The organism is Streptomyces sp. NPDC093795 (genome assembly GCF_044764665.1).
Classification (GTDB): domain Bacteria; phylum Actinomycetota; class Actinomycetes; order Streptomycetales; family Streptomycetaceae; genus Streptomyces.
In genome coordinates this window covers 243,677-266,522 of the sequence record NZ_JBIWIO010000006.1, presented here as the reverse complement: position 1 = coordinate 266,522, position 22,846 = coordinate 243,677, and the positions used below count along the sequence as shown (strand labels likewise).

General features: G+C 70.1%; 19 protein-coding genes and 4 pseudogenes. 11 read left to right on the top strand and 12 right to left on the bottom strand.

What is annotated here, in order from left to right; translation table 11 throughout:
* Window positions 1-8: 8 nt before the first annotated feature.
* From ACIRB7_RS18655 to ACIRB7_RS18635, 5 genes and pseudogenes are all read right to left on the bottom strand, one after another.
* On the bottom strand, window positions 9-2,633 hold the full coding sequence (locus ACIRB7_RS18655) for an RICIN domain-containing protein (RefSeq protein WP_403599450.1): 2,625 nt from the start codon (window positions 2,631-2,633) through the stop codon (window positions 9-11).
* A 40-nt stretch (window positions 2,634-2,673) separates the two neighbouring features.
* Window positions 2,674-4,056 (bottom strand): non-reducing end alpha-L-arabinofuranosidase family hydrolase, encoded by a 1,383-nt coding sequence (locus ACIRB7_RS18650; RefSeq protein WP_403599982.1) that lies wholly within the window; start codon window positions 4,054-4,056, stop codon window positions 2,674-2,676.
* Between the two features lie 51 nt (window positions 4,057-4,107).
* Window positions 4,108-5,052: pseudogene (locus ACIRB7_RS18645) on the bottom strand (endo-1,4-beta-xylanase); the annotation flags it as partial.
* 332 nt (window positions 5,053-5,384) lie between these two features.
* Window positions 5,385-6,941: a sigma-70 family RNA polymerase sigma factor gene (locus tag ACIRB7_RS18640; RefSeq protein WP_403599446.1), complete on the bottom strand. Its 1,557-nt coding sequence runs from the start codon at window positions 6,939-6,941 to the stop codon at window positions 5,385-5,387.
* Between the two features lie 640 nt (window positions 6,942-7,581).
* On the bottom strand, window positions 7,582-7,803 hold the full coding sequence (locus ACIRB7_RS18635) for a hypothetical protein (protein ID WP_403599443.1): 222 nt from the start codon (window positions 7,801-7,803) through the stop codon (window positions 7,582-7,584).
* Between the two features lie 184 nt (window positions 7,804-7,987).
* Between ACIRB7_RS18635 and ACIRB7_RS18630 the strand changes: the two are divergent.
* Window positions 7,988-8,134 (top strand): annotated as a pseudogene (locus ACIRB7_RS18630) (pyridine nucleotide-disulfide oxidoreductase); the annotation flags it as partial.
* A 33-nt stretch (window positions 8,135-8,167) separates the two neighbouring features.
* Here the strand turns inward: ACIRB7_RS18630 and ACIRB7_RS18625 are convergent.
* Window positions 8,168-8,527, bottom strand: a complete 360-nt coding sequence (locus ACIRB7_RS18625) for an ArsR/SmtB family transcription factor (protein WP_403599440.1) — start codon at window positions 8,525-8,527, stop codon at window positions 8,168-8,170.
* Window positions 8,528-8,714: 187 nt separating this feature from the next.
* Between ACIRB7_RS18625 and ACIRB7_RS18620 the strand changes: the two genes are divergently transcribed.
* Window positions 8,715-10,091: an NAD(P)-binding domain-containing protein gene (locus ACIRB7_RS18620; RefSeq protein ID WP_403599437.1), complete on the top strand. Its 1,377-nt coding sequence runs from the start codon at window positions 8,715-8,717 to the stop codon at window positions 10,089-10,091.
* Complete coding sequence (locus tag ACIRB7_RS18615; RefSeq protein ID WP_403599434.1) at window positions 10,088-11,329, top strand: MFS transporter; 1,242 nt, start codon at window positions 10,088-10,090, stop codon at window positions 11,327-11,329. The genes ACIRB7_RS18620 and ACIRB7_RS18615 overlap by 4 nt, the downstream gene beginning before the upstream one ends.
* A 206-nt stretch (window positions 11,330-11,535) precedes the next feature.
* Here the strand turns inward: ACIRB7_RS18615 and ACIRB7_RS18610 are convergent, their stop codons facing one another.
* The 5 genes and pseudogenes from ACIRB7_RS18610 to ACIRB7_RS18590 form a co-directional block, all read right to left on the bottom strand.
* Entirely contained in the window at window positions 11,536-12,366 is an 831-nt protein-coding gene (locus ACIRB7_RS18610) for an alkyl sulfatase C-terminal domain-containing protein (RefSeq protein WP_403599979.1), read from the bottom strand.
* Window positions 12,355-12,609 (bottom strand): annotated as a pseudogene (locus ACIRB7_RS18605) (hypothetical protein); the annotation flags it as partial. The pseudogene ACIRB7_RS18605 and the gene ACIRB7_RS18610, both read right to left, overlap by 12 nt.
* Before the next feature lie 36 nt (window positions 12,610-12,645).
* On the bottom strand, window positions 12,646-12,909 hold the full coding sequence (locus ACIRB7_RS18600; protein ID WP_403599431.1) for a hypothetical protein: 264 nt from the start codon (window positions 12,907-12,909) through the stop codon (window positions 12,646-12,648).
* Between the two features lie 106 nt (window positions 12,910-13,015).
* The gene (locus ACIRB7_RS18595) at window positions 13,016-13,225 is read right to left on the bottom strand and encodes a hypothetical protein (RefSeq protein ID WP_403599428.1); all 210 of its coding nucleotides are present in this window, start codon (window positions 13,223-13,225) and stop codon (window positions 13,016-13,018) included.
* Between the two features lie 4 nt (window positions 13,226-13,229).
* Window positions 13,230-13,796 (bottom strand): DUF5994 family protein, encoded by a 567-nt coding sequence (locus tag ACIRB7_RS18590; RefSeq protein ID WP_403599426.1) that lies wholly within the window; start codon window positions 13,794-13,796, stop codon window positions 13,230-13,232.
* A 306-nt stretch (window positions 13,797-14,102) separates the two neighbouring features.
* Between ACIRB7_RS18590 and ACIRB7_RS18585 the strand changes: the two are divergent.
* The 3 genes and pseudogenes from ACIRB7_RS18585 to ACIRB7_RS18575 all read left to right on the top strand — a co-directional run.
* Window positions 14,103-14,399, top strand: a pseudogene (locus tag ACIRB7_RS18585) (DUF5994 family protein); the annotation flags it as partial.
* Window positions 14,400-14,415: 16 nt separating this feature from the next.
* The gene (locus ACIRB7_RS18580) at window positions 14,416-14,568 is read left to right on the top strand and encodes a hypothetical protein (protein ID WP_403599423.1); all 153 of its coding nucleotides are present in this window, start codon (window positions 14,416-14,418) and stop codon (window positions 14,566-14,568) included.
* A 117-nt stretch (window positions 14,569-14,685) separates the two neighbouring features.
* Entirely contained in the window at window positions 14,686-16,221 is a 1,536-nt protein-coding gene (locus tag ACIRB7_RS18575; RefSeq protein ID WP_403599420.1) for a UDP-N-acetylmuramoyl-L-alanyl-D-glutamate--2,6-diaminopimelate ligase, read from the top strand.
* Here the strand turns inward: ACIRB7_RS18575 and ACIRB7_RS18570 are convergent.
* A complete protein-coding gene (locus tag ACIRB7_RS18570; protein WP_403599417.1) occupies window positions 16,127-16,678 on the bottom strand; it encodes a DUF1206 domain-containing protein in 552 nt (183 codons plus the stop codon). The two genes, ACIRB7_RS18575 and ACIRB7_RS18570, sit on opposite strands and share 95 nt — an antisense overlap.
* Window positions 16,679-16,903: 225 nt before the next feature.
* Here ACIRB7_RS18570 and ACIRB7_RS18565 point away from each other — a divergent pair, with 225 nt between their 5' ends.
* From ACIRB7_RS18565 to ACIRB7_RS18545, 5 genes are all read left to right on the top strand, one after another.
* A complete protein-coding gene (locus tag ACIRB7_RS18565; RefSeq protein ID WP_403599415.1) occupies window positions 16,904-17,758 on the top strand; it encodes a helix-turn-helix domain-containing protein in 855 nt (284 codons plus the stop codon).
* Between the two features lie 456 nt (window positions 17,759-18,214).
* Window positions 18,215-19,549 carry an ice-binding family protein gene (locus tag ACIRB7_RS18560; protein ID WP_403599412.1) on the top strand — a complete coding sequence of 445 codons (1,335 nt, stop codon included), beginning with the start codon at window positions 18,215-18,217 and terminating at the stop codon, window positions 19,547-19,549.
* 248 nt (window positions 19,550-19,797) lie between these two features.
* A complete protein-coding gene (locus ACIRB7_RS18555; RefSeq protein ID WP_403599976.1) occupies window positions 19,798-20,409 on the top strand; it encodes a DUF5819 family protein in 612 nt (203 codons plus the stop codon).
* Window positions 20,399-21,580 carry an HTTM domain-containing protein gene (locus ACIRB7_RS18550; RefSeq protein ID WP_403599410.1) on the top strand — a complete coding sequence of 394 codons (1,182 nt, stop codon included), beginning with the start codon at window positions 20,399-20,401 and terminating at the stop codon, window positions 21,578-21,580. The genes ACIRB7_RS18555 and ACIRB7_RS18550 overlap by 11 nt, the downstream gene beginning before the upstream one ends.
* 624 nt (window positions 21,581-22,204) lie before the next feature.
* The gene (locus tag ACIRB7_RS18545; RefSeq protein WP_403599408.1) at window positions 22,205-22,543 is read left to right on the top strand and encodes a hypothetical protein; all 339 of its coding nucleotides are present in this window, start codon (window positions 22,205-22,207) and stop codon (window positions 22,541-22,543) included.
* The last annotated feature ends 303 nt before the right edge of the window (window positions 22,544-22,846 follow it).

Below are 22,846 nucleotides of genomic sequence, written 5' to 3'. Positions count from 1 at the left end.
TGCTGGGGTCAGGACGGGTCGCCGTACTGGAGGCCGCGTCCGTTGGTGCCGATGTAGACGCGCCCGAAGGTGTCGGGGTCGCCGGTGATGACGCCGCTGCCGCTGATGTTGCCCCACTGGTGGGCGTCGTCGTTGACGCGGAGCCAGGTGGTGCCCATGTCGGTGGAGCGGAAGACGCCGGTGACGTCCTTGACGGTACCGATCAGGTACAGGGCCTGGTAGGAGGCGCCCGGCGCCGCCTTGCCGAAGCCGAGGGCGGAGGCGGACTGCACCGTCGTGAGCGTGGTGAAGGTGCGGCCGCCGTCGGTGGAGTGCAGCAGCCCCTTGTCAGCGCCGGCGATCCACAGGTCCCCGGCGATGCCGGGGGCGGCCGTGAGCCGGCCGGTGGGCAGGTTGCCGGTGCGGGCGGTGAAGGTCGCGCCGCCGTCGGTGCTTGCATGGAGCGTGCCGCCGGACAGGGAGTAGAAGGTCCTGGCCGAGGAGCGGTCGGCGACGACTGCGGCGTCGTCGCCCAGGCCGTTGACCCTCGACCAGCTCGCCCCGTTGTCGGTCGAGCGGTACGGGGCCTGACCGGCCTCGGTCCAGACGATGGTGGAGCCGTCTGCCGACAGCGCGATACGGCCGTCCCGGGCGCCGGGCACAGGCTCTGCCTTGAAGCCGGTCCAGTTGCTGCCGCCGTCGGTGGAGTAGGCGCCGTCCTGCTCGCCGCCACGGCCGACGCGGACCATCATCGAGGGCTTGGACTGGGCGAAGTCAATATCGGTGCTGTTGGTCATCAACGGGTTTTTGAGCCGCCCGGAGGGCACCTTCGTCAGGGAGTCGTGCCGGAAGCCGCCCTGGTCGCCCATGGAGGTGATGACGGTGGCGCCGCCGGGAGGGGCGATCGCGTCAAGCAGCGCGGTCTCCTCAAGCCCTCGGGCACCCATGCTCCAGTGGCTGGTGCCGCCGCTGTCGGAGGCATGGGCGTCCTTGCTGCGCAGGATGCCGTTGCCGGTGCCGTACAGCACGTGCCCGGAGTCGAAGGGATCGATGGCCAGGGCGGTCATCCAGTGCCCGGTGTGAGTGCCGACGTAAGGAGCGCCGGAGGCGTCCCGCACCGACTTGTCGGCCAGTGCCTTCCAGTTCGAACCGCCGTCGGTGGTCCGGTAGATCTCGTCCTCGGGCCACCAGCGGCCGAGGGTGGTGACCATGACCGTGGACGGCTTCTGCGGGTCGACCGCCAGACCGGAGAAGCCGTAACTGCCCTGGGACGGGGAGATGTTCTTCCACGCCCCGCTGCCCGGCGTGTACTTCCACACCGAACCCGCCGTCACGCCGTTGGGTCCCAGATTGTCGGTGTACGTCAGGTACAGCGAGCCGTCACCGGAGAGCACGCCGTGCTGCGGCATCTGGCCGGCGGGCTGCCCGGAGACGGCCTGCCAGGTACTGCCGCCGTCGGTGGAGCGGTACAGGGAGGTGGATCTGTCGGCGACGCCGACGTAGACCGTCCTGCTGCCGGCCGGGCCGTACGTCACGAAGGAGATGCCGCCGCCGCTGCTCGCCCCGTCCTTGACGGGGAACGAGGAGACCTGGCTCCATGTGACGCCGTGGTCGGTGCTGCGCCACAGGCCGTTCTTGCGGCTGCCGAGGAGCAGATTGGCGTTGTTCGCGGGGTCGACCACCAGCCGTTCGCCCGCCCCGCGGCCGTCCTCGTTGGCGCCCAGCTTGAAGGGCAGGTCGGTGCGCTCGAAGGTGCGGCCCTTGTCGGTGGAGCGCAGGATCGCGCCGTTGCCGGCCCACTCGTTGGTGTAGGTGCCCGCCGCGAGGTAGAGCCGCTCGGGGTCGACGGGGTCGGTGGCCACCGAGTCGATGCCGAGCAGGTTCCAGTCCTTCTCGCCGACCCAGTCGGTCAGCGGGATCCACTGCTCGGCCGCGGTGTCCCAGCGGTAGGCGCCGCCCATGTCTGTGCGCGCGTACAGCAGGCCCTTCTCACGCGGGTTGAACACCAGCCCGGTGACGTAACCGCCGCCCACCACCTGGGCGTTGTTCCACACGTACGGTCCGGTCCCGGCCGCCGGGGACTCGGCCGTCCTCACCAGCTTCCACTGCTGGTTGGTGCTGCCCTTGCCGGGGTACTGGATGACCACCGCGCCGTCGGCCGTGGAGCCTCCGGAGACGTCCAGGACCTGGCCGCTCCTGCGGGAGGTGAAGGTGACGGCGTCGGAACCGCTCACCTCGTCGATCCGCCACTCCTGGGAGGCGGAGGCGCTGTCGGTCTGCTGCTCGGCGGCGGCCGCCTGGGCGGACGAACCGCCCGCTATGCCCAGCACTTTGCCGCTGTTGCGGTTCACCAGCTCGTAGTGGCCGTCCCCGGTGGGTCGGAGCCTCCACTGCTGGTTGGCGGTGTTCTGGTCGGTCCACTGCTGGATGCGGGTGCCGTCGGCGGTGGAGAAGGCGTTGACGTCCAGCGCCTTGCCGCTGCGTACGGAGACCAGCCGGTAGTAGGCATTGGCGTCGACCGTCGCGGCCTGCGAGTCGTCCTGCACGAACAGGAGATACGGCACGACGAGGGCGGGCGCTCCGAGCAGCAGTCCGGTCGCGGTCCAGCGACGGCGGTGACGCCCGCGGCGCCCACGGTTCGTGGGGTTGTTCATGGGGGGTTGTTCTCCTTGCGTATGACCGTGGATCGGGCAGTCAGCGCTGCAGGGTGAGGACACCCGGCCGGTACGGCAGCCGGTCGTAGGGACCGCCCGCGGTGGGGGACTTGCCCTGGTAGAGGAACCGCAGGTGGCAGGGGTCGATGGTCATGGTCTGGTCGGGATTGTCACGTACCAGGTCACCGTGGCTGATGTCGTTGGTCCAGGTGGCACCGCTGTTCGCCTTGCCCGCGAAGGGGCTGCTCTCGCTACCGGCCTGCGGGGTCCACGAACCGCTCAGGCTGGAGGCCGTGAACGAGCGGAAGTAGCGCCCCTGCGCACCCTTCGCCTCGACGATCATGAGGTACTGCTGCCGGCCCTGGACCTTGTAGACCTGGGGGGCCTCGAACAGCTTGGCTTCCGTGTCGCTCATGACCGTCGTGTACGACGAGCCGAAGTTGCCCGGGAAGTTCCCGATCGGCATGCTCGCCCGGTAGATCTTGCCGTTGTCAGCGGCGAAGAACAGGTACATGTTCTGGTCGTCGGCGATCAGGGTCTGGTCGATCGGGCCGGTGGGGGAGTCGGTGCGGGGGATGCTGCCGGTGAACAGCGGCTGCGGCGCGGACCAGCCGTTGGGGTCGGTGGGGTCGCTCGACGTGCGGTAGATGAAGGGCCACTGGCCCCACTGGTACGCGAGGACCCAGATCTTCTTGGGCGCGAAGTAGAACAGCGTGGGCGCGACCGCGGGCTGGTTCATCGCCTTCTGTCCGGCGGACGCCATGTCCGACCAGTGGGTGAAGGGGCTGAACGTCATCGAGCCGTACTTCGATCCGTTGAAGTTCGACCCGTAGACCAGGTGCTTTCCGCCCAGCACCACGTGGGTGAAGTCCTTCAGCGAGGCCCACCCGTTCGCAGGCTGCGCCAGGGCACCCGTCGAATTCCACTTGTACGTCGACGGAAGCGCGCACGTGCCGCCGCCCGATCCGGACGGGCCGGTCCACTTCTGGTTGCCGACGCCCCCGCAGGCGTGCAGCTGGATCTTGGTGCCGTTGGCGGTGGCCGCGCCGACGGCGTCGAGGCACAGCCCGGACTGGACGCCGGTGATCGTGCCGTTGGTGTGGATGTTCCACTGCTGGTTGGCGCCGCCGTTGCAGTCCCAGATGACCACCGCGGTGCCGTTGGTGGTGCCCTTGCTCTTGGCGTCCAGGCACTTGTCGCCGTGGATCTTCAGCTGCTTGGCGGCGGTGTGGGTCCAGCGCTGGTTGGCCTGGCCGCCACAGTCCCACAGCTGCGCCTGGGTGCCGTTGGCGGTGGTGGAGGCGGGGATGTCGATACAGCGGCCGGAGGATACGCCCTTGATCTCCCCCGTACCGGTACCGGTACCCGTACCGTCGGACGGCTTGCTCGGGGTGGTACCCGGGCCGGAGCCGAGGGCGTTCATGACGGCGGTGTACGCGGGCTTGGGCTTGCCGTTCCTGTCGAACAGCAGCGGGTTCTCGCCGCTGCGCCAGGAGTCGCTGTCACGAACGCCCCACACCGTGATGCCGGTGCAACGGGCCACGGACAGGCAGGCTTTGACCGCGTCGGCGTAGTGGACGGGCGATGCCTGGGCGATGTCCAGCTCGGTGATCTGGACGTCGACGCCCAGGGCGGTGAAGTTGGCCAGGGTGGTCTTGAAGCTCGCCGGCGGGCCGCCCGCTCCGAAGTGGCTCTGGAGCCCGACGCAGTCGATGGGAACGCCGCGGGACTTGAAGTCCTTGACCATTCTGTAGACGCCCTGGGTCTTGGCGTCCGACCAGTTCTCGATGTTGTAGTCGTTGTAACAGAGTTTGGCCGAGGAGTCGGCCGCACGGGCGGTGCGGAACGCCTCCTCGATGAAGCCGTTGCCCAGGACCTTCTGGAACACCGAGCCGCGGAGCCGGCCGCCGGGGCCGTCCTCGAACGCCTCGTTGACCACGTCCCAGGCGTAGACCTTGCCCTTGAAGTGGGTCATCGTGGTGGTGATGTGGCGGTTCATCACGCTGCGGAGCGTGTTCGCGTCGCCGATCGAGCCGACCCAGGCCGGGAGCTGCGAGTGCCAGACCGTGGTGTGGCCGCGCACGCGCTGGCCGTTCGCCTTCGCACGGTCGACGATCCGGTCGGCGGGGCCGAAGTTGAAGTTGCCGCGGGACGGCTGGACGGCGTCCCACTTCATCTCGTTCTCCGGGGTGATCATGTTGAACTCCCGGTCGGCGATCGCGGTGTACGCCGAGTCGCCGAGCCTGCCGGCGGCCACCGCGGTGCCGAAGTACCTGCCCGAGGGGGCCGCCTGCGTACCCAGGTTCGCGGCTCCGGCGGAGCTGGGGAGGAGCGTCACGACTCCGGCCACCACCGCCGCGGCCGACAGCCCGACCGTCACTGTTCGGCGACGCCGGCTGAGCCGGTGCAGGCCCTTCATGATTCTCCTCGGGGGTCGCGGGTCACCCTGGGTGCCGTGATCGTGGGGGCGTGTCGCGTCATGGGAGGGGCTTTCTTCCGGGGATACGGGGATACGTCACAGGGGGATATCGGGGAACCCGCCCGCCTGCCCGTCTTGGTGAGCGGCGGGAAGAGCACCCCATGCAATGGAGGCCTTCGCACGCGCGGTCTCGTAACGGAAAAGTCGCGCCGTCCGGACGATTGCTCAGTGATGCATCTCGCGGGCAGAAAGCGTTACGCCGTGCCCTGCGGTCCGGTCGTCGCTGGGGAAAGGGCGCGCCGCCCTGATCACCGGTGAAGGTGGAGCGGTACTCAGGCCCCGGGCCTGCGCAGGATGAAGGAAGCCTGGCCGGCGAAGGCCCGAGTGCCGTCGGAGCCGTCGAGCCAGACGCCGCCGTCGCGGTGGCGGATGACCGATCCCGGATAGTTGTGCGCGTGCAGGGTCACCGACCCGGCGACCGCCCCCGGGCGCGGACAGAAGGTGGCGTCTTCACGGAAAAGCTCGCTGCCGTCGTCGCCGCTCAGCCGCAGCCGCAGGTAATGGTGGCGGAGGTACCGGCCGTCGGCGGCGCGGAAGGTGACGCACCGTGTGTCGGCCAGCCCCCCGACAACCGTGAACGTGGCCGGCTCTCGGCCGAGCGTCGCGAAGTCGCCGGCGTACGTGAGGTACAGGGCGGGCTGGTCCACGGACTCCAGCGACTGTGCGCCCAGCGGGACAGTGCCCGCGGAGGCGGACGGACTCACCGGGGGCGGTTCGGCCGACGTGGTGGTGCGCGACGGGATCGGCGTGGGAGTGCCGACCGTGGGGGTGCCGACCGTGGGGTTGCCGATCGTAGGAGTGGCGATGACCCCGGGCTCCCGATGCGCCGGTTCGGGCCAGGTCGCGTAGGTGGCGGTCCCGGCGATGAGCACCGCGCCGGTGGCGAGGCTCACCAGCGGATGAGCGGTCACCGCGCTGAGTTTGCCGATCAGCGCACTGTGGAGACCGCCTCCCGCCGTCGCCGTCGCCGTGCCGACGGCGGCGTGTGCCGTGGCCACCCCGGCGGCGCTCGCGACCGTACCCGACAGCAGGCCCTTGGCGGCCAGCGCGGCGACGAGCCCCGCAGGGACGGCCAGCGGCGCGAGGCTGAGGAGCAGTAGTTCGGCCGGAACCCGTTCTGTCGTCGTCGCCACGCAGACCGGGCAGCCGCGGGTGTGCCGCGCGATCCGCTTGCGCCACACCGATGCGGGGAGACCGTCCCAGCCGGCGACGGTCTCGTTCAGCTGCGGACAGCGCGGGTCGGCCTCCAGCGCGGCGACGATCGCCCGGCTCAGTTCCAACTGCTCGCGCATGCGTTGCAGGCGTACGCCGACGTGGGCGACGGTGAGTCCCGTCGCGGCGGCGATCTCGTCACGGCTCAGCGAGCCGGCGCGTTCTTGCCACCACAGCGACAGCAGCGCCTGTTGGTCCTCGTCGAGCCACCGGCCGGCTTCGACGGCCTGCCGGCGCTCGTCCGACAGATGCAGACGCAGGATCGTGACGTCCTCGGGTTCGGCCCCGGCGTCCGGTATCTGGCGTGCCTCGTCGATGACCGTGGTCCGGTCGGCGAAGGTGCGTTGCCGGTGCCAGTGGGTATTGATCTGGCGGAGCGTGATCGACACCAGCCAGGACCGGAAGCTCTCCGGGGCCCGCAGGGCAGGCAGGTCGCGCACCACGCGCAGCAGGGTCTCCTGGACGACGTCGTCGACGTCGGCGTGTCCGCTCAGCGCTCGCCCGACGATGTTGTAGACCAACGGCAGGTACGCGGCGATCAGCTCCTCGCGCGCACGATCATCACCGGCCTGCGCCGCGACGACCAGCCCCGCGTGGTCCGCGTCCATGAGCCCCATCCCCACCTCCCTCAGGGGAGCGATCTTCCCGCAGGGAAGCGATCCGCCGAGTACGGCGCCTCACCTTAGCGTCGGCAAGGTACGCGGCCAAAGCCCGTGCCGTGGGCCAACGGAGCGGCCCGTGCGGACTTCGGAGGGCCCGGTACGCGTGTTGTGGACTTGTCGGTGGTGCTCCATGGCGTGGCCTCCGCATCGGTCCGGACGACGAAGAACCCCAGGTCTCTGACCTGGGGGTCTGTCGTGGAGCGGATGACGGGAATCGCGGTGCGACGGTGGGAGCGGGCCAGCTGGCCGGCCGCTGAGCTTCCCGTCCGGCGCACGCCGTGGAGGGAGACGGAAGCGGATACGCCTCCTGGCCCGATGCCGAAGCCGTCGTCACGAGTGGGAGCTAGCCTGCCCCGCGTCGAGCCGCACTCGTGCCAGAGGCTGACGCTTGCGCGTCCTCGTCGAACAGGAAGGTGTCGATCTCCCCGAAGTCGGGCGCCTGGAAGGGATGTGTGGTGGGCTGCGGTGATGCTGCGGCGGCGCAGGGGGACGCCTCTTCCGGAGCGGAGAACGGCGAGGTCAGGTCGATGAGAGGGGTCCTCTCCCTTGTGGGTCCGTGAATGCGTCTGGGGTGCCGTGACCCGGCACGGCGGTCCTACAGCTTGCTCATCTTGGCGTACGGACTCAGGATCCGCTGTTGCGCCAAGCCGAAATCCACGACGGCCGCGATCCCGTCCTCGATGCCGACGACCCGGCCGAGGCCGTGCACGTCGTGCGTGACCTGGTCGCCTACGGCGAACTGCTTGGGAGGCAGCGCGACTGGGGCTTTGAAGGGGCTGGTGGGCAAAAAGCGCTTCGGTGCACTGGGCTTTGTCATTGTTGCCAGTATGCGCCCGCACGTATCCGCTGTCGCCGTTCGCGTCCGCAGCGCGATGGAGCTGAGAAGAGTCTCGCCGAGAAGCAGCAGCCCCAGGTCGCTGACCTGGGGCTTCGTAGAAGAGCGGATGACGGGAATCGAACGTTCCTGCCGAAGATCGGCCCGTGGGCGCTCTACGGCCTGTCTCTTCTCCCCGGCCGCGTACTCCTCGCTGCCGGGCCGCCTCATGCCGCCCCAGCCCGGCGAGACGTACCCGGACGCCGCCCACGTCGTCGCCTACCTCACCGACTGCGAGCAGCGGTACGAGCTCCCCGTCCACCGCTCCGTACGCAGGCGGTGAGCGGGACGGCCAGGGGGGAGGCGGTCACGCGGCTGCCTTGGTCAGCAGCTGTCCCATGGCGGCGAGCACGGCGGGCTCGACGCGGTAGTAGACCCAGGTGCCGCGCCGCTCGGAGGAGAGCAGCCCCGCTTCCTTGAGCTTCTTCAGGTGGTGGGACACGGTGGGCTGGGAGACGCCGACGTCGGAGATGTCGCAGACACATGCCTCCCCGGCCTCGTGCGAGGCGACCGCCGAGAACAGGCGCAGGCGCACGGGGTCACCGAGCGCCTTGAACATCTTCGCCGTTCGTTCGGCCTCGTCCGCGGTGAGCGGGCGTTCCGTCAGCGGCGGGCAGCACGGCGCGACCTCGGACTGGAGCAGCGGCAGCACCCTCGCATTCGACATATGTCTATGTTGACACATGTCGAACCAGAGGCAAGGGGCTACGGGCGACGCAGCTGCCCGAGCGCCTCCAGGGCCAGGGCGGGAAGACCACTCCGTTTCGATGAATGTCTATGTTGACGTCTATCGATATGCGGTGCATGCTGAGAGCACAAGAGATCGACAGACGTCGAAACACAAGGGGTTCGTCATGAACGTCACCGCCACCGACCAGCTGCCTGTCCTCGTGATCGGGGCCGGCCCCGCCGGTCTGGCCGCCGCTGCCCACCTCGTCGACCGGGGCCTGGAGCCGCTGGTCCTCGAGGGCGGCCCGCAGGCGGGCGCGGCGGTGCGCGAGTGGGCGCACGTGCGGCTGTTCTCCACGTGGGGCGAGGTCACCGACCCGACCGCCGAGAAGCTGCTCGCTCCGACCGGCTGGGTGAAGCCCGACACGAAGACGTACCCCACCGGCGGCGACTGGGTCGAGAAGTACCTCCACCCGCTCGCCGAGGTCCTGGGAGACAAGGTCCGCCTCGGCGCCCGGGTCACCGGCGTCTCCCGTGCCGGCCGGGACCGGATCGTCGACGCCGACCGCGAGACCCAGCCCTTCGTCGTCCACGTCGCCCACGCAGACGGCCGGGAGGAGCGAATCCTCGCCCGCGCGGTGATCGACGCCTCCGGCACGTGGTCCACCCCGAGCCCGGCCGGCGCCTCCGGTCTGCCGGCCCTCGGCGAGAAGGCCGCAGCCGACCGCCTCGCCTACCGCGTCCCCGACCTCAAGGACCCCGCCGTCCGCACCCGTTACGCGGGCCGGCGCACCGCCGTCATCGGCTCGGGCGCCTCCGCCTTCACCGCGCTCGCCTCGCTCGCGGACCTGGCCAGGTCCGAGGGCGGCGAGGGCACCAAGGCCGTGTGGATCCTGCGCCGGGGCATCTCCGGCTCCACCTTCGGCGGCGGCACCGCCGACCAGCTCCCCGCCCGCGGCGCCCTCGGCCTCACCGCCAAGGCGGCGGTCGACGAGGGCCACGCCGACGCCGTCACCGGCTTCCGCACGGACGCGATCGAACGCGACGGCGAGCGCCTGGTCCTGGTCGCCGAGGACGGCCGCCGGCTCGACCCCGTCGACGAGGTGATCGTCCTGACCGGCTACCGCCCCGACCTGACGTTCCTCGACGAACTGCGCCTCGGCCTCGACGACCGGCTCCAGGCCCCCGTCGCCCTCGCGCCGCTCATCGACCCCAACCAGCACTCCTGCGGCACGGTCTACCCGCACGGCGTGAACGAGCTCTCCCACCCCGAGGAGGGCGTGTACCTCGTGGGCATGAAGTCCTACGGCCGCGCCCCGACCTTCCTCGCCCTCACCGGCTACGAGCAGGCCCGCTCCGTCGTCGCCGCCATCGCCGGCGACCGAGAGTCCGCCGAGCGCGTCGAGCTCGTCCTCCCGGAGACGGGCGTGTGCGGCGGCGCCGGCCTCTTCGACCAGCCCCAGGACGACGAGGCGACCGATGGTGGCGGCGGCTGCTGCGCCCCGGCCCCGGCGCTGATCCAGCTCGGCACCACCAGCCCGGCGTCCTCCTGCGGCTCGTGACCGACTTCGACACCCCGACGGCCGGGGCCGCGACCGGGACGGGGGTCCGGTCGCGGCCCCGCGCCGTCCTGCCCGCGCTGTGCGCGACGCAGATCACCAGCTGGGGGATCGTCTACTACGCCTTCCCCGTCCTGCTCTCCCGCATCACGGCCGATACCGGCTGGTCGGCGGGTGCCACGACGGGCGCGTTCTCCCTGGCACTTCTCGTCTCCGCAGCGGCAGGCGTACCCATCGGCCGCATCCTGGACCGGCGCGGCCCGCACTTGATCATGACGGGGGGCTCTGCCCTGGCGGTCATCGGCGTGCTGGCCGTAGCAGCCGCCCCGAACCTCCTTGTCTTCTACGCTGCCTGGGCGCTGACCGGCATCGCGATGGCCGCCACCTTCTACCAACCCGCCTTCGCGGCTCTCACCCGGTGGTGGGGCCCCGACCGCGTACGCGCCCTCACCGTCGTCACCCTCGCCGGCGGCCTCGCCTCCACCGTCTTCGCCCCGCTCACCGCCGCCCTCGCCGAGCACCTCGACTGGCGCGCCACCTACCTGGTGCTCGCAGGCGTGCTCGCCGCGATCACCCTCCCCGCCCATGCCCTCGCCCTGCGGGCTCCCTGGCCGCCCGCCCCGCAGCCCCAGAACCCCGAACAGCCGACAGGGGCCGACCGGACGGCGCGGAGTGGGCCGTTCGCCCTGCTCGCCACCGCGTTCACGCTGTCCGGCTTCGCCATGTACGCGGTCGTCATCGGGCTCGTACCGCTCCTCGAAGAGCGCGGAGCGAGTTCGACCACCGCCGCGTGGGCACTCGGTCTCGGCGGCGTGGGGCAGACACTCGGCCGAACCCTCTACTCCACCCTCGCCACCCGCGTGACCGTCACCTGCCGAACCACCGTCCTGATCGCCCTCGGTGGCGCCACCACCGTGGCCCTCGCGCTGGTTCCAGGCCCGATTCCTCTCCTCGTCCTGTTCTCGGTCCTCGCCGGAGTCGTACGGGGAAACCTCACGCTGCTCCAGGCCACCGCCGTCACCGACCGCTGGGGGACCACCCACTACGGCCAGCTCTCCGCCCTCCTCACGGCCCCGGCCACCATCGCCGCGGCCCTCGCTCCGTGGGCCGGAGTCGCCCTCGCCGGCCTGCTCGGCGGTTACGGCGGCCTGTTCCTCGCCCTGAGCGGAAGCTCGTTCGCGGCAGCCCTCCTGGCGACGCGAGCCGCTCCCCGAGAGAAGGCCGGGCCTACGGGGGTCTGATCTCCACGAGCACGCGCCGGTCGAACCCGTCCGCACTCGACCGGCGCCGAGCTGAAGGACCTCACGGTCCGCGCCGGCCAGTCCTCGGAGGACGGGCAGCTGAAGTCGGTGGATCGGGGCGCGCACCCGTCCCTGACCGCGTACTTCAACGCCGAGGACGTCAAGGACGCGTACAACGCGGGCGAACCCGCCGACGACTGGGCCACCTACCGCGAGCCGTGGGCCGAGGTCTCCTCGACGTCTCGCCGTTTCTCCTGTCGTCCGCTGTTCACCGTCCCTACCGGCACGTTGTGGCACGCGCCGCCGTGGGGCGTCAGGCGTCGAAGATCGGCTCGGCGGACGAGGGTCTCCTTCTGGTGGGAGAGCAGGGTTCCTCGACCTGGGCGGCGCCGTCGGGGGTGGGAACTTCCAGGCCGTGAGGGTGGCTCCGCGGGGTCCTTTCGCGGGGTGCGGTGTTCAGGGGGTGACGATCGGGAAGCCCGGTCGGGCTGGGTGACGTACGAGAAGAGGCGGGTCAGCAGGGCGGGGTCGCCGTCGGTGGTGACGCCGTCGAGGCCCTTGCCGGCGAGGACGCCGAGGAGCTGCGGCTTGGTGAGGGTGAGGGTGAGGCCGGCGGGGGTGCGGGGTTCGCGGCGGAGGGTGCGGTGGGTGAGGGCGCCGTTGTGGAGGGTGAGGCGGTGGCGCTGGTCCTCGTCGGTGAGGACGAGGTCGATGGTGAGGTCCTCGTGCCAGGCGCGCGGGCCGTCGATGCGTACGGCGATCGAGTCGAGGAGCATGCCGGTGGTCAGCGCCATCACCATCTCGGGGTTGGCGGCGTTGAGCAGGGCCGTGTTCTCGCCGTGGCGCAGTTCCATGGCGGAGGTGAGGTAGAAGTTGCGCCAGGTGCCGTTCTCGGCGCCGTGGCCGAGCCGGTCGTAGACCCCCGCGAGGGTCTCCTTGGCCTCGGTGTCGCCGGCGTCGGCGAAGACGAGCCAGGACGAGCCGCCCTCCGGCGCCGGAGAGGGTCCGGGCGTACCGGTCGAGGATTCCGCCTCCATGCGCCTGATTCCCTGGTGGGTCAGGGAGACCATCGCGGGCGTGTTGCCCGGTTCCCAGTCGACGGTGAGCAGGCCCTCGCCGGCCAGGTAGGTGCAGGCGGCGGCCAGGTCTTCCTCCGGGATGCGCAGGTCGTTGCGCAGCTCGCGCCCGGGGACTCCGAGGAGGCGGTTGCCTTCGGTTGCCTCGTAGAGGGCGGTCAGGACCCGTTCGCGGTAGACCTGCCGCTCGCGCAGTGTCGCCATGGCCACTCCTCTCGTGCGTACGGGTCTGACTACTCCTCAGGCTTCGTCCGCGTGGGCGGCGCCGGTGGGCGGCCGGCTTGTGGTCAGCCAGGAGGGGGTGGGCTCAGCGGCGGTTTCGGTGTCGACGGTGAGGTGGAGCCGGGTGCCGCCTTCGGGTGCCGGGTAACTGCGCTGTTCCGCTCCGGCGAAGGCACGGCGGATCGCTTCGGCGACCGCGCGGGCGGCCTCGGGGGAGGCGGCGACGATACGGATCTCGGCGCGTCCTGCCTGCGGCAGGGTCTCGTGCTTGATGGGATGCAAGGTGGGTGGTCCCTTCAGGGGACGGGCGAGAGGCCGGCGGGTGGGTTGTCCCGGGTGTCGGGTGCCCCACCCGCGGCCTTCGGTCGGAGGAGTGGTCTGAGGTCGGTCAGGGCCAGGTGCCCGTGAGCCTGCGGCTGGGGACTTGCCCTGTCGGCGTGCGGTGGCTGTTGCCGGGCGGCCGGATGAGGACCGGGTAGGGGTCGCCGAAGTGGTGGGCAGCGATGCGTGCGGCGTGCTGAGCGTTGAGCCGGTGGATCAGGCGCATGCCGAGGGCGATCAGCACGGCACCAGCCACGAGCGCGATCAGGGTCTCCATGACGTCACCTCCGCGGGTTCCCGCGCAGCAGGATCATCCGTGCTCCGACGACCGGGTGCCTGAGCGGGGGCAGGGCGGGCCCTCCGTCCGTCTCCCGGGCGTCCTCGCCGCTTCGTGCGTCCCGCACGCGACGGCCTGTCGCGGCTTCGTCGGTGGCTTCATCGGTCATCAGAGCGCCGGCGGTGAGGACGCTGCCGGGGTTGGCGGCGGCGGTCATGAGCCGGGCGGCTGCGGCGGGTTCGGTCTCGGGCGGGATCACCAGCAGGTCGCAGCGGCCGACGGTGTAGGAGAGCAGGATCATCTTGTCGGGGTCCTGTTCGGTGAACCAGCCCACGTGCACGGTGTGCCCGGTGACGGCGACCTTGTGCGGGACGACGGGCCAGCGGGTGGGGTTCACCGTGACGCGCGTGATGCGCCCGAAGCGGCCCTCCAGCGCGTCGATCAGTGACGGAAGCTCGGCTTCGAGGTCGCGTGACTCGGGCCACCAAGCGCCGTCCAATTGGCCGACGAGGCTGGTCTCAGGTGTCAGCGACAGGCGCGCAGAGAGCAGGGGAGCGGCGAGGGCGATCATGATCGCGGACCCGTCTCCGGGCCGCCCTGCAGGGCGGCCCAGTGTATTGATCGCCGGAAACGACGTCCGCGTGGGAGCGGGTGCTCGACTTACTCCCGGTACCTTCAGCGTACTCCGCGCCGTGGTCGGACGAGTGGGTTCTGACCAGGCGATTTCCGACCGGTAGCAGTACCCGGCCGATGCTCGCGGGCGTGACCGCAGGTGCGCGGAGCACCCGTGAGATCACGGCGGTGACTCGTCGGCCATGAGGTGTCGGGGCCCCGCGGAGGCAGGCGGACCACCCATGGCCGAATCTGACACCCCCACGATGAGGTCCCGACGCGCCTCGTCATCGACGACCAGGTCGTCCGCCTGGACTCGTTTCCCGTCGGTGACGACACCGTCCTCATCACCCCTGGCGACAATGACCACTTCGCCCTGTTGGTGGTCCCGCCGCACACCACGGCGGATGCGGCCCGCGCGGTCGCCGCAGACAACGTCACCCAGGCCGCCGAGAACCTGCTGTCTCCTCCCTCCCTCATCACGTACGGGCACGGCTGGTCGCCCTCGTGGACCGGTGGCCTTCACCCGCCCGGCAGCGGCGGTCTCCGGGTCTCTGGGTGAGCCGTACACTCGGCCCATGGGTCGCAGACGTTCCCCGAGGCAGTGCCTGCGGCAGGCCGCCTCCGAGATGCGCCCGGCCGCCGGGGTTCCGACCGCCGTCGACCCGACCGGCGCGGCCCTCGCCGCAGCGCCCAAGACGCGCCGTACCGCCCTGCACGGCCACGGCTAGCGCATCGCGCCTCCGGCTCCTCCGCTCCACATCACCACAGCAGCTTCCCGGCATGCCGCCGGCACTGCCGCCTGGCTACGGCCGCACGCGGGCCCGAGCCCCCTCGAAGGGATCATTGTGAAGCTGAGCGCATTGCTGGCCGGGCAGGAGCACCACGTTCTCCAGGGTGATCCGGACACGACGTTGATCACCGCGGGAATCACCTTCGACGCCGACCGGGTGAAGCCGGGCTCGCTCTTCATCGCCGTGCCCGGACACCGTGAGGGCGGCCCCGGCTCCGTCTCGCCCGCCCTGGCCCGGGGCGCCGCCGCCGTACTCGTCGACAGCGGCGAACCCGCCCTGCCGGCCGGGGTGTGGCCCGCGGGCACCTGCGCCGTCCGGGTACCCGACGCGCGGACGGCCGCCGCGGTGGTCACCTCCCGTTACTTCGGCGAGCCCGGGCGGCAGATGGAGATCGTGGCGATCACCGGCACCAACGGGAAGACCTCCGTCTCGTACATGATCGAGTCCGTCCTCCGCATCGCCGAGGGTGCCAAGGTGGGGGTGATCGGAACCGCCGGAAGCAGGATCGGCGACGAGCCGATACCCATGCCGCCATCGGTGCTGACCACGCCGGAATCCCCCGACCTGCAGTACCTCCTGGGCTTCATGCGCGACCGCGGGGCGGCCGGCGTGGTGCTGGAGGCCACGTCGATGGCGCTGCTTACCCACCGGGTGGACCGTACGTTCATCGACGTCGGAGTCTTCACCAACCTGACGCAGGACCATCTGGACGACCACGGGACGATGGCGGACTACCGGGACGCCAAACTGCGGCTCTTCCAGGGCCTGTGCCGGCGCGCGGTGGTCAACGCCGACGACCCGGTGGGCGCGTCCATCGCGTCGATGATGCCGGGTGACGTGACCACGTACGCCCTGGACCGCCCGGCCGACTACCGGGCCACCGACCTCGTGGTGAGTGCCTCGGGTACGCGATTCACCCTCCACCACGACGGACGCGCCTACCCGGCCTCGATCCCCGTCCCCGGCCGGTTCTCGGTGGCCAACGCGCTGGCCACGGTGGCAGCCTGCCACGTGCTGGGGCACGAGCTGGGCCCGCTGGTCGACGCGCTCGACCGGATGCTGCCCGTCCCGGGCCGGATGGAACGCTTCCGAACCCCGCTGGGCACGTCGGTGATCGTGGACTACGCCCACTCGCCGGACTCCCTGGACAAGGTCCTGGCCGCCATCCGGGGCTTCGCCCGCGGCCGGGTGATCACGGTCTTCGGCTGCGGCGGAGACCGCGACACCACCAAACGAGCCGAGATGGGCCAGATCGCCGGGACCCATTCCGACCTCTGTGTCCTGACCTCGGACAACCCCCGCAACGAGGACCCCGAGGCCATCCTGGACCAGGTCGCCCCCGGTCTCACGGCGACCGGCACCCCCTTCCGGCGCTACACCGACCGGCGCCGGGCGATCGCCTTCGCCTTGTCCGCAGCGGGCCCCGACGACACGGTCCTGATCGCCGGCAAGGGCAGCGAACCACACCAGATCGTCGGCGAGAAGCTGCTCCCGTTCAGCGACATGGCCACGGTGCGCGAACTGGCCCGGACCCAGGCCGTACGCAGTACCGGGCGTCCGGCGGCCGGACCGCCGCCGCTGTCGAAGTGAACCCCGTGCGGGCGAACGCGCGCGGCACCTTCGACGGCGCCGGAACCGGACGATTCGTCGCCGACGAAAGCGGCGTGGCCGACCCCACCGGCCACGCTGTGACCGCTTGCTCGTCGTGCTGGGTGGAAGCGATGACGCCTCCACCCAGGACGCCTGTGGGACGTCTCGTCACCCGGACGGCCCCGGAGGAGCCGCCGACCAGCGCCGTCCGCACCACGCCGACACAGATCACGGCGTAGAACACCGCCATCCCCAGAGAACCCAGACGACGAGACCACTTCTCCCCGCCCACCACTGTCTGGCCGAACGCCGCCTCGCACAGACGCCACAGCGTCATCGCCGCCAGCCCCACCACCAGGGCCCACAGCAGAGCCCGGCCGAACGGCTGCTCGCCTCGGAAGTCACCACCCACGTGCGGACCGTCCTGCACACAGGGCCGCTTCGCCCGCTGATCCATCCCCCGATCCTGGCCGCCGTCCCCTCCCCGCGACCCGACTTGCGCGCCGTAGGGCTCCGTGGGCCGCGTGGAGCGCTGGTTCGTGCGGGCGACGCCGGGCACGTTACATCGGCACAATCCTTTTCTCGACGCACGACACCGGCGGCACGGCGGGTGATCAACAACCGGTTCTCCGTGCCAATCTGCTCGGGCACGTAGTGGCTTGGAGCCGGAGGTACACCGCTCATGGCGGCGAACAACAACCCCACCGTCACAGGACGACGACTGGGGGCGGAGCTGCGCCGGCTCCGTAAGGACCGAGGTATGACCGGCACGCAGGTCGCGGCGGAACTGCTGATCTCCCAGGCCAAGGTCAGTCACATGGAGACGGGCCGCCGTGCGGTCAGCCCCCGCGACGTACGCGATCTCTGCGCGCTCTACGGCGTCACCGACCAGCATCTCGTCGACCACCTGACGACACTCGCCAGGGAGTCGAGCCGACAGGGCTGGTGGCACTCCTACGGCGACATCCCCCACAGCGTCTATCTCGACCTGGAGGCGGTCGCCGCCTCCATCCGAGCCTACGAGTCCACGGTGATCCCCGGCCTGCTGCAGACTCCCGCCTACGCCGCCGCGGTCATCGAGGAAACGATCCCCCTCGTCACGGTCGACCAGGCAGCCGCGCGACTGAAGGTGCGACTTCGCCGTCAGTACCGGATCTATGACCTCGCCCGCCGGTTGCATCTGTGGGTCGTCCTGGACGAATCGGCCCTGCGGCGTGTCGTCGGCAGCCGGGAGATCATGCGCGAGCAACTGGAGCACCTGCACGCGCTCAGCGCCGAGCCGCACATCACCGTCGAGGTGCTCCCTCACAGCGCAGGCGCTCACCCAGGGCTGACGGGACAGTTCTCCATCCTGGAGTTCTCCGACACCTGTGAGGCGGTGGTGTACCTGGAGAGGTTCACCAGCGGCCTCTGCCTGGAGAAGACGTCCGACGTACAGCAGTACAGCGCGACGCACGCCCGGCTGCGGGCGCTGGCCCTCGCCCCGGAGCAGAGCCGGCACTTCATCACCGACGCCATCAAGCTCTACGCATCCTGAGCCCCAAGGGTGACGCGCCGGGTTGCGACGACGCCCCGGAACCGGCACTCACCCCGCACGCGGCCGGCTTCGGGAAGAACCTCCCGCTGGTGCTGCGCCTCCTTGCGCTTTCGTCCCGGGCGCCGCGCCCATGGCGCGGCGCTCTTGATTTGACCCGGTCGGCGTACACCCGTGTTCACATCGGGTCGGCTTCATGGACAGGTGTGCGGTGCCGCTTCGTGTGAGCTGATCAGATTTCACCTATTCGGCGATTTTCTGGATGGCTGGAGGCGTAAGGCTGCATATTTTCATCACGGCCAGAGGTATGGAAATACTTTTATGTCCATTCCCCCTCCCCGTTTTGCCCGGTATGGGTGCGTAAATTTTCATGCGTAATATGCGGCCACAGCTAGAAGGCGTCCCGGGCGATCGGTAGGCCCGGTGCGCGCCATGGCCCCCACAGGAAATGGCCTCTTGATGAAGCTGCACATCCCTCGAACGACTCGCCGCCGCATTCTGTCCGGCGGGCTGGCATCGACCCTCGCCGCAGCAGTCGCCGCCGTCATGGTCGCCGTGACGCCGACGCAGGCGCTTGCCATCGCGACACCCGTCCCGCTGGGCACGACCGCCAGCTACTCCGTTCTGGCAGGGCAGGGAGTCACCAACACCGGCAACTCGGTGCTCGACCACGACCTCGGGACGCACCCGAACGGGGCCATCACCGGCTTCCCGCCCGGCCTGGTGCTCGGCGCAGTGCACCCCGCGGACGACCCGGCCAGGCAGGCCAAGATCGATCTGATCGTGGCGTACAACAACGCGGCCGGCCAACTGACCGGTCAGGCACCGGACTTCCCGCTGGCCGCGGGCATCGGCGGGGGCCAGGAGCTGCTTCCCGGTGTCCACAGGGCCACATCCGGCGTCGGCCTCACCGGTGATCTGATCCTGAACGCCGGGGGAGACCCCAACGCGGTCTGGGTGTTCCAGATTCCTGAAGCCCTGACGACGGCATCCAGCAGCAGGATTCTCCTCACGAACGGCGCTTCGCCGTGCAACGTCTACTGGCAGATCGGGAGTTCTGCGACTCTCGGCACCACCTCCACCTTCGTGGGCACCATCATGGCTCTGACCTCGATCTTCGTGAACCAGGGGGCAAGCGTCGAGGGTCGGGCGCTGGCCCGTAACGGCGAGGTGACGCTCAACAACAACAGGATCTTCCTCGGTGGATGCGCCACCGGTGGGACGACGACCGGCACGACGACCGGCACGACGACCGGTACGACGACGGGTACGACGACCGGCACGACGACCGGCACGACGACCGGTACGACGACGGGTACGACGACGACCGGCACGACGACCGGTACGACGACAGGCACGACGACGGGCACGACGACGACCGGCACGACTCTGGGTCTCATCGGCGGCACCCTCATCGGCGGGCCCAGCGTCAACCTGGTGGGCGGCGGCACCTCGGGGAACGTGGCGGGCAACACCTCCGGGAACACCGTGGGCAACACCGCCGGGAACACCACTGGTGGTAACACGTCGGGCAACAGTGCCGGCAACACGACCGGGGGGCCCGTCACCGGAGGGAACGGCGGTAAGCCGGACCACGGCAAGCCGGACCACGGCAATCCCGACCACGGCAAGCCGGACCACGGCAAGCCCGACCACGGGAAGCCGGACCACGGCAATCCCGACCACGGCAAGCCCGACCATGGGCACCACGAGGGGCCTGGGAAGCCGGACCACGGCGAGCAGGCTGACGAGCACCACGGCTACGCCGACAAGCCCGCCGGCTACGAGGGCTGAGCAGCAGGCCGCATCAAGACCGTTCATCGGATGACGGCGCGCGGCGGAATCCTCAGAGGTTCCGTCGTGCGCCGCCGGTGAGATACGCAGAGACTCAGGCGCGAGCAGCGCGTACGTGAAGGACAGGGTGGGCGGTGTCGAGCGGAATCGAATCAGCGGCCGTGCAGGAACTTCAGCAGTCCGGTTCCGGTCCGGCGGCCGCCCTGCCACCAGAACACGGCAGAGCGACCCCGCCGGACAGACGGCCCATGAGGGTCCGCGCACTGAGAGCAGGGCTGCGCACGGCCGTGGCCCTGTGTCTGGTGACCGCGCTGGTCCATCTCGTCATGGTGTTCCTTCACGTAGCCCCCTCCAACCCCGTATCAAAGCGGTACGGCCCACAGATCAACGGATGGGTGTACCCCCTTTTCGAGCAGAATTGGCGACTTTTCGCGCCGGACCCCGATTCCTTCAACCGGAAGGTCCTGGCGAGAACTGCGCAAACGGCCTCCGACGGATCGGTACGAGTGAGCCCCTGGTTCGACCTGGCCGCCGTGGACAATGCCGCGGTCGACCACAACGCATTTCCGAGCCACACCGCTCAGAACCTTTTGCGCCGCGCCTGGAGCTCCTATGTCGAGACGCACGGAGGAAGCGACACGGCACGCTCGGAACGGGCGGTGATGATGCAGAAGTACCTGCGCAATATCGCCGCGGACCGCTTCGCCGCCCACCACGGTGGCGACACGTTCGACTTCGTTCAGCTTCGGGTCGTCACGACGCCCGTCGCCGCTCCCGGCACCGCCGCCGGTGACCGCCCGCCGGCTCCCACCGAGAACCGGCTCCTGCCCTGGTGGAAGGTGACCCCCCATGGGAAATGAGCAGCCCTCCCGGCCCTCCCCTGCGGCAGCCGCACCACAACGCCCCCAGGGGCCGGGGACTTCGCTCGTCGGAGCCGCCCATCAGTGGCTCCTCGGCCAGGTCAGCGCTCTGTGGGCCCTCCTGACCGGCCGCCCGGTGTCCCTGTACGCCGCTTCGGTGCTGCGCATCGGCTACGGGCTCCTCTACCTGGCCTTCCTGCTCCGCGAGTTCCCGCACCGTGCAGAGATCTGGGGACCCGACTCCCCTTGGACGCCCGCGCTGGCGGAACAGCTCTTCGAGCAGACGGGCTGGAACAGCATCCTGACCCTGTCCGACAGCCCTGCCTACTTCGAGTTCTGCTACGCGCTGGCCGTCGTCACGTCCGTACTGTTCGTGCTGGGCTGGCGGACCCGCGTCATGTCCGTCCTCTTCGCCGTCGTGGTGATCTCGTTCCACGCGAGGTCGATCTTCATGACGGACGGGGGCGACAACTTGGTCCTGCTGATGGCCATGTACCTCGTTCTGACCGCGTGCGGTCGGCGTTGGTCCCTGGACGCACGTCGCGACCGGCTCAAGTCGGCTCGTGCGGGCGACGTGCCGGAGCCGGTGCGGGGCCCGTACGCGCAGGAACTCCGCCATGCCCGCGTCACCTTGACCACGGTGGTGCACAACTGCGGCGTCTTCGTCATCGCCGCACAGGTCTGCTTCCTCTACGGATCAGCAGGCCTGTACAAGGTCCAGGGTTCCACCTGGGGCGGCGGCACCGCTCTCCACTACGCGCTGAACCTCGAACTGTTCCAGCCCTGGCCCGCGCTCTCCCACCTCGTGGACGACTTCCCGATGGTGATCGCGATCACCGGGTACGTCACGGTGCTCGTCCAGGTCGCCTTCCCGTTCGTACTCTTCGGCCGGCTCAAGTATCCGGTTCTTGCCGTGCTGCTCGGGATGCACATCGGCATCGCCGTACTCATGGGGCTGCCGCTCTTCTCCGGCGCCATGATCGTCGCGGACGCCGTGTTCCTGCCCGACCGCTTCTACACCTTCCTGCCCCGCCTGTGGCGACGTGCGGCACAGCACACCGGTATGCGGCAGGCGGCACCTGACCGGGCGACGGGATCGGGATTTGTACCCGCACAGGAAAGACCAGAGGTATCCGCGCCGCAGGACCGGGTCGTCCGGGGTGGTGGGTAGGAGCAGTTCGGTCGACGGGACGGGCCCCGCGACCGAATTTTCCGGGGGGCGACCTTCGACGGGAGCCGCTCCAGGCCTGCCGATTCCCGTGCGCGTGCGCGGGCGAGTCCCGGGTGTCGTCCTTGTCCGTCCAGGGCAGGTCCGCCCACGGCGAGCGCGGTGACGCCCCCGTGACGGTGGTCGTCACAACGGCCCCAGCGCATTCACTCCGCCGAGGCCGCCCTTCCGGATCGTCACACGTGAGAGTGCTCGATCCACTTTCAATTCTACGACTGCCGACCGAGACGGGCCAGGGGGTATCGGGTGCCCCGCCCGCGTCCTTCGGCCGGAGGAGTGGTCCGGCGTGGTCAGGGCCAGGTGTCCGTGAGCGGCGGGCGGCTCGCTCCGTCGGGGTGGGGCGGCTGTGGCCGGGCGGACGGATCGAACTCGCGAGGCGTCGGCGTCGGTGTCGGTGTCGAGCGAGCCGTGAAGTGGCCGTCGCGCAGCGGTCCTTACCGGTGGGTTCATCGCTCTTGTGACGAGATGCCGTAGGGGGCATTCGAGTGGAGTACGTCGTGTGCCGCAACTGCCCCCGCTCCGCTTGCAGTCGTCCTGCACAGTGGCACGACGACCGAGGAGGCATTCGTGACTGGTTTTCAGGCTTTCATCACCGGCACCGTGGCGCTGCGGGATCTCGACCCGTACCGCTTTCCTGCCGCGCTCGTCGACGATCTGCCGGAGCAGACGCCGACGGCCTGCGGTGACCTGGAGCCCGGCGATCGCCTCCTGCCCGCGCCGGAGCCGACGAGCTGCCCGTCCGCTCGTCTCGAGCCGGCCGACCGTCGCCGTCTGGAGCTGCATGCCGCTCTCACCACCGCGGGTATCGCACCCCTGCCGGGTGACCTGGACGCCATCGAGGCCTTGTGCCGACTGGGCGACACCACCCACGTCGCGCTGCGGCGATGGATCAGCCACGCCGGGTGACCCTCGTGATCATGTGGAGGCGCCCTGGGCGAGGCGGTACTCAGCCGGCATGTGGATCAGCGGCTGATCTGGCGCCGCATGAGGTCCCGTATGGCACGTGAATGGAACGCGGCCCCAGAGAGGTGCCGGGCAACGACGAAGCCCCAGGTCGCTGACCTGGGGCTTCGTTCACGAGCGGATGACGGGAATCGAACCCGCGCTATAAGCTTGGGAATCACCGGCGCCGACGCCGATCATAAGGTGTCTGACCTGGGGAAACATCCCTCCTTGCGGCTCCTTTCGGCGGTCCGTCGATACCCGTGC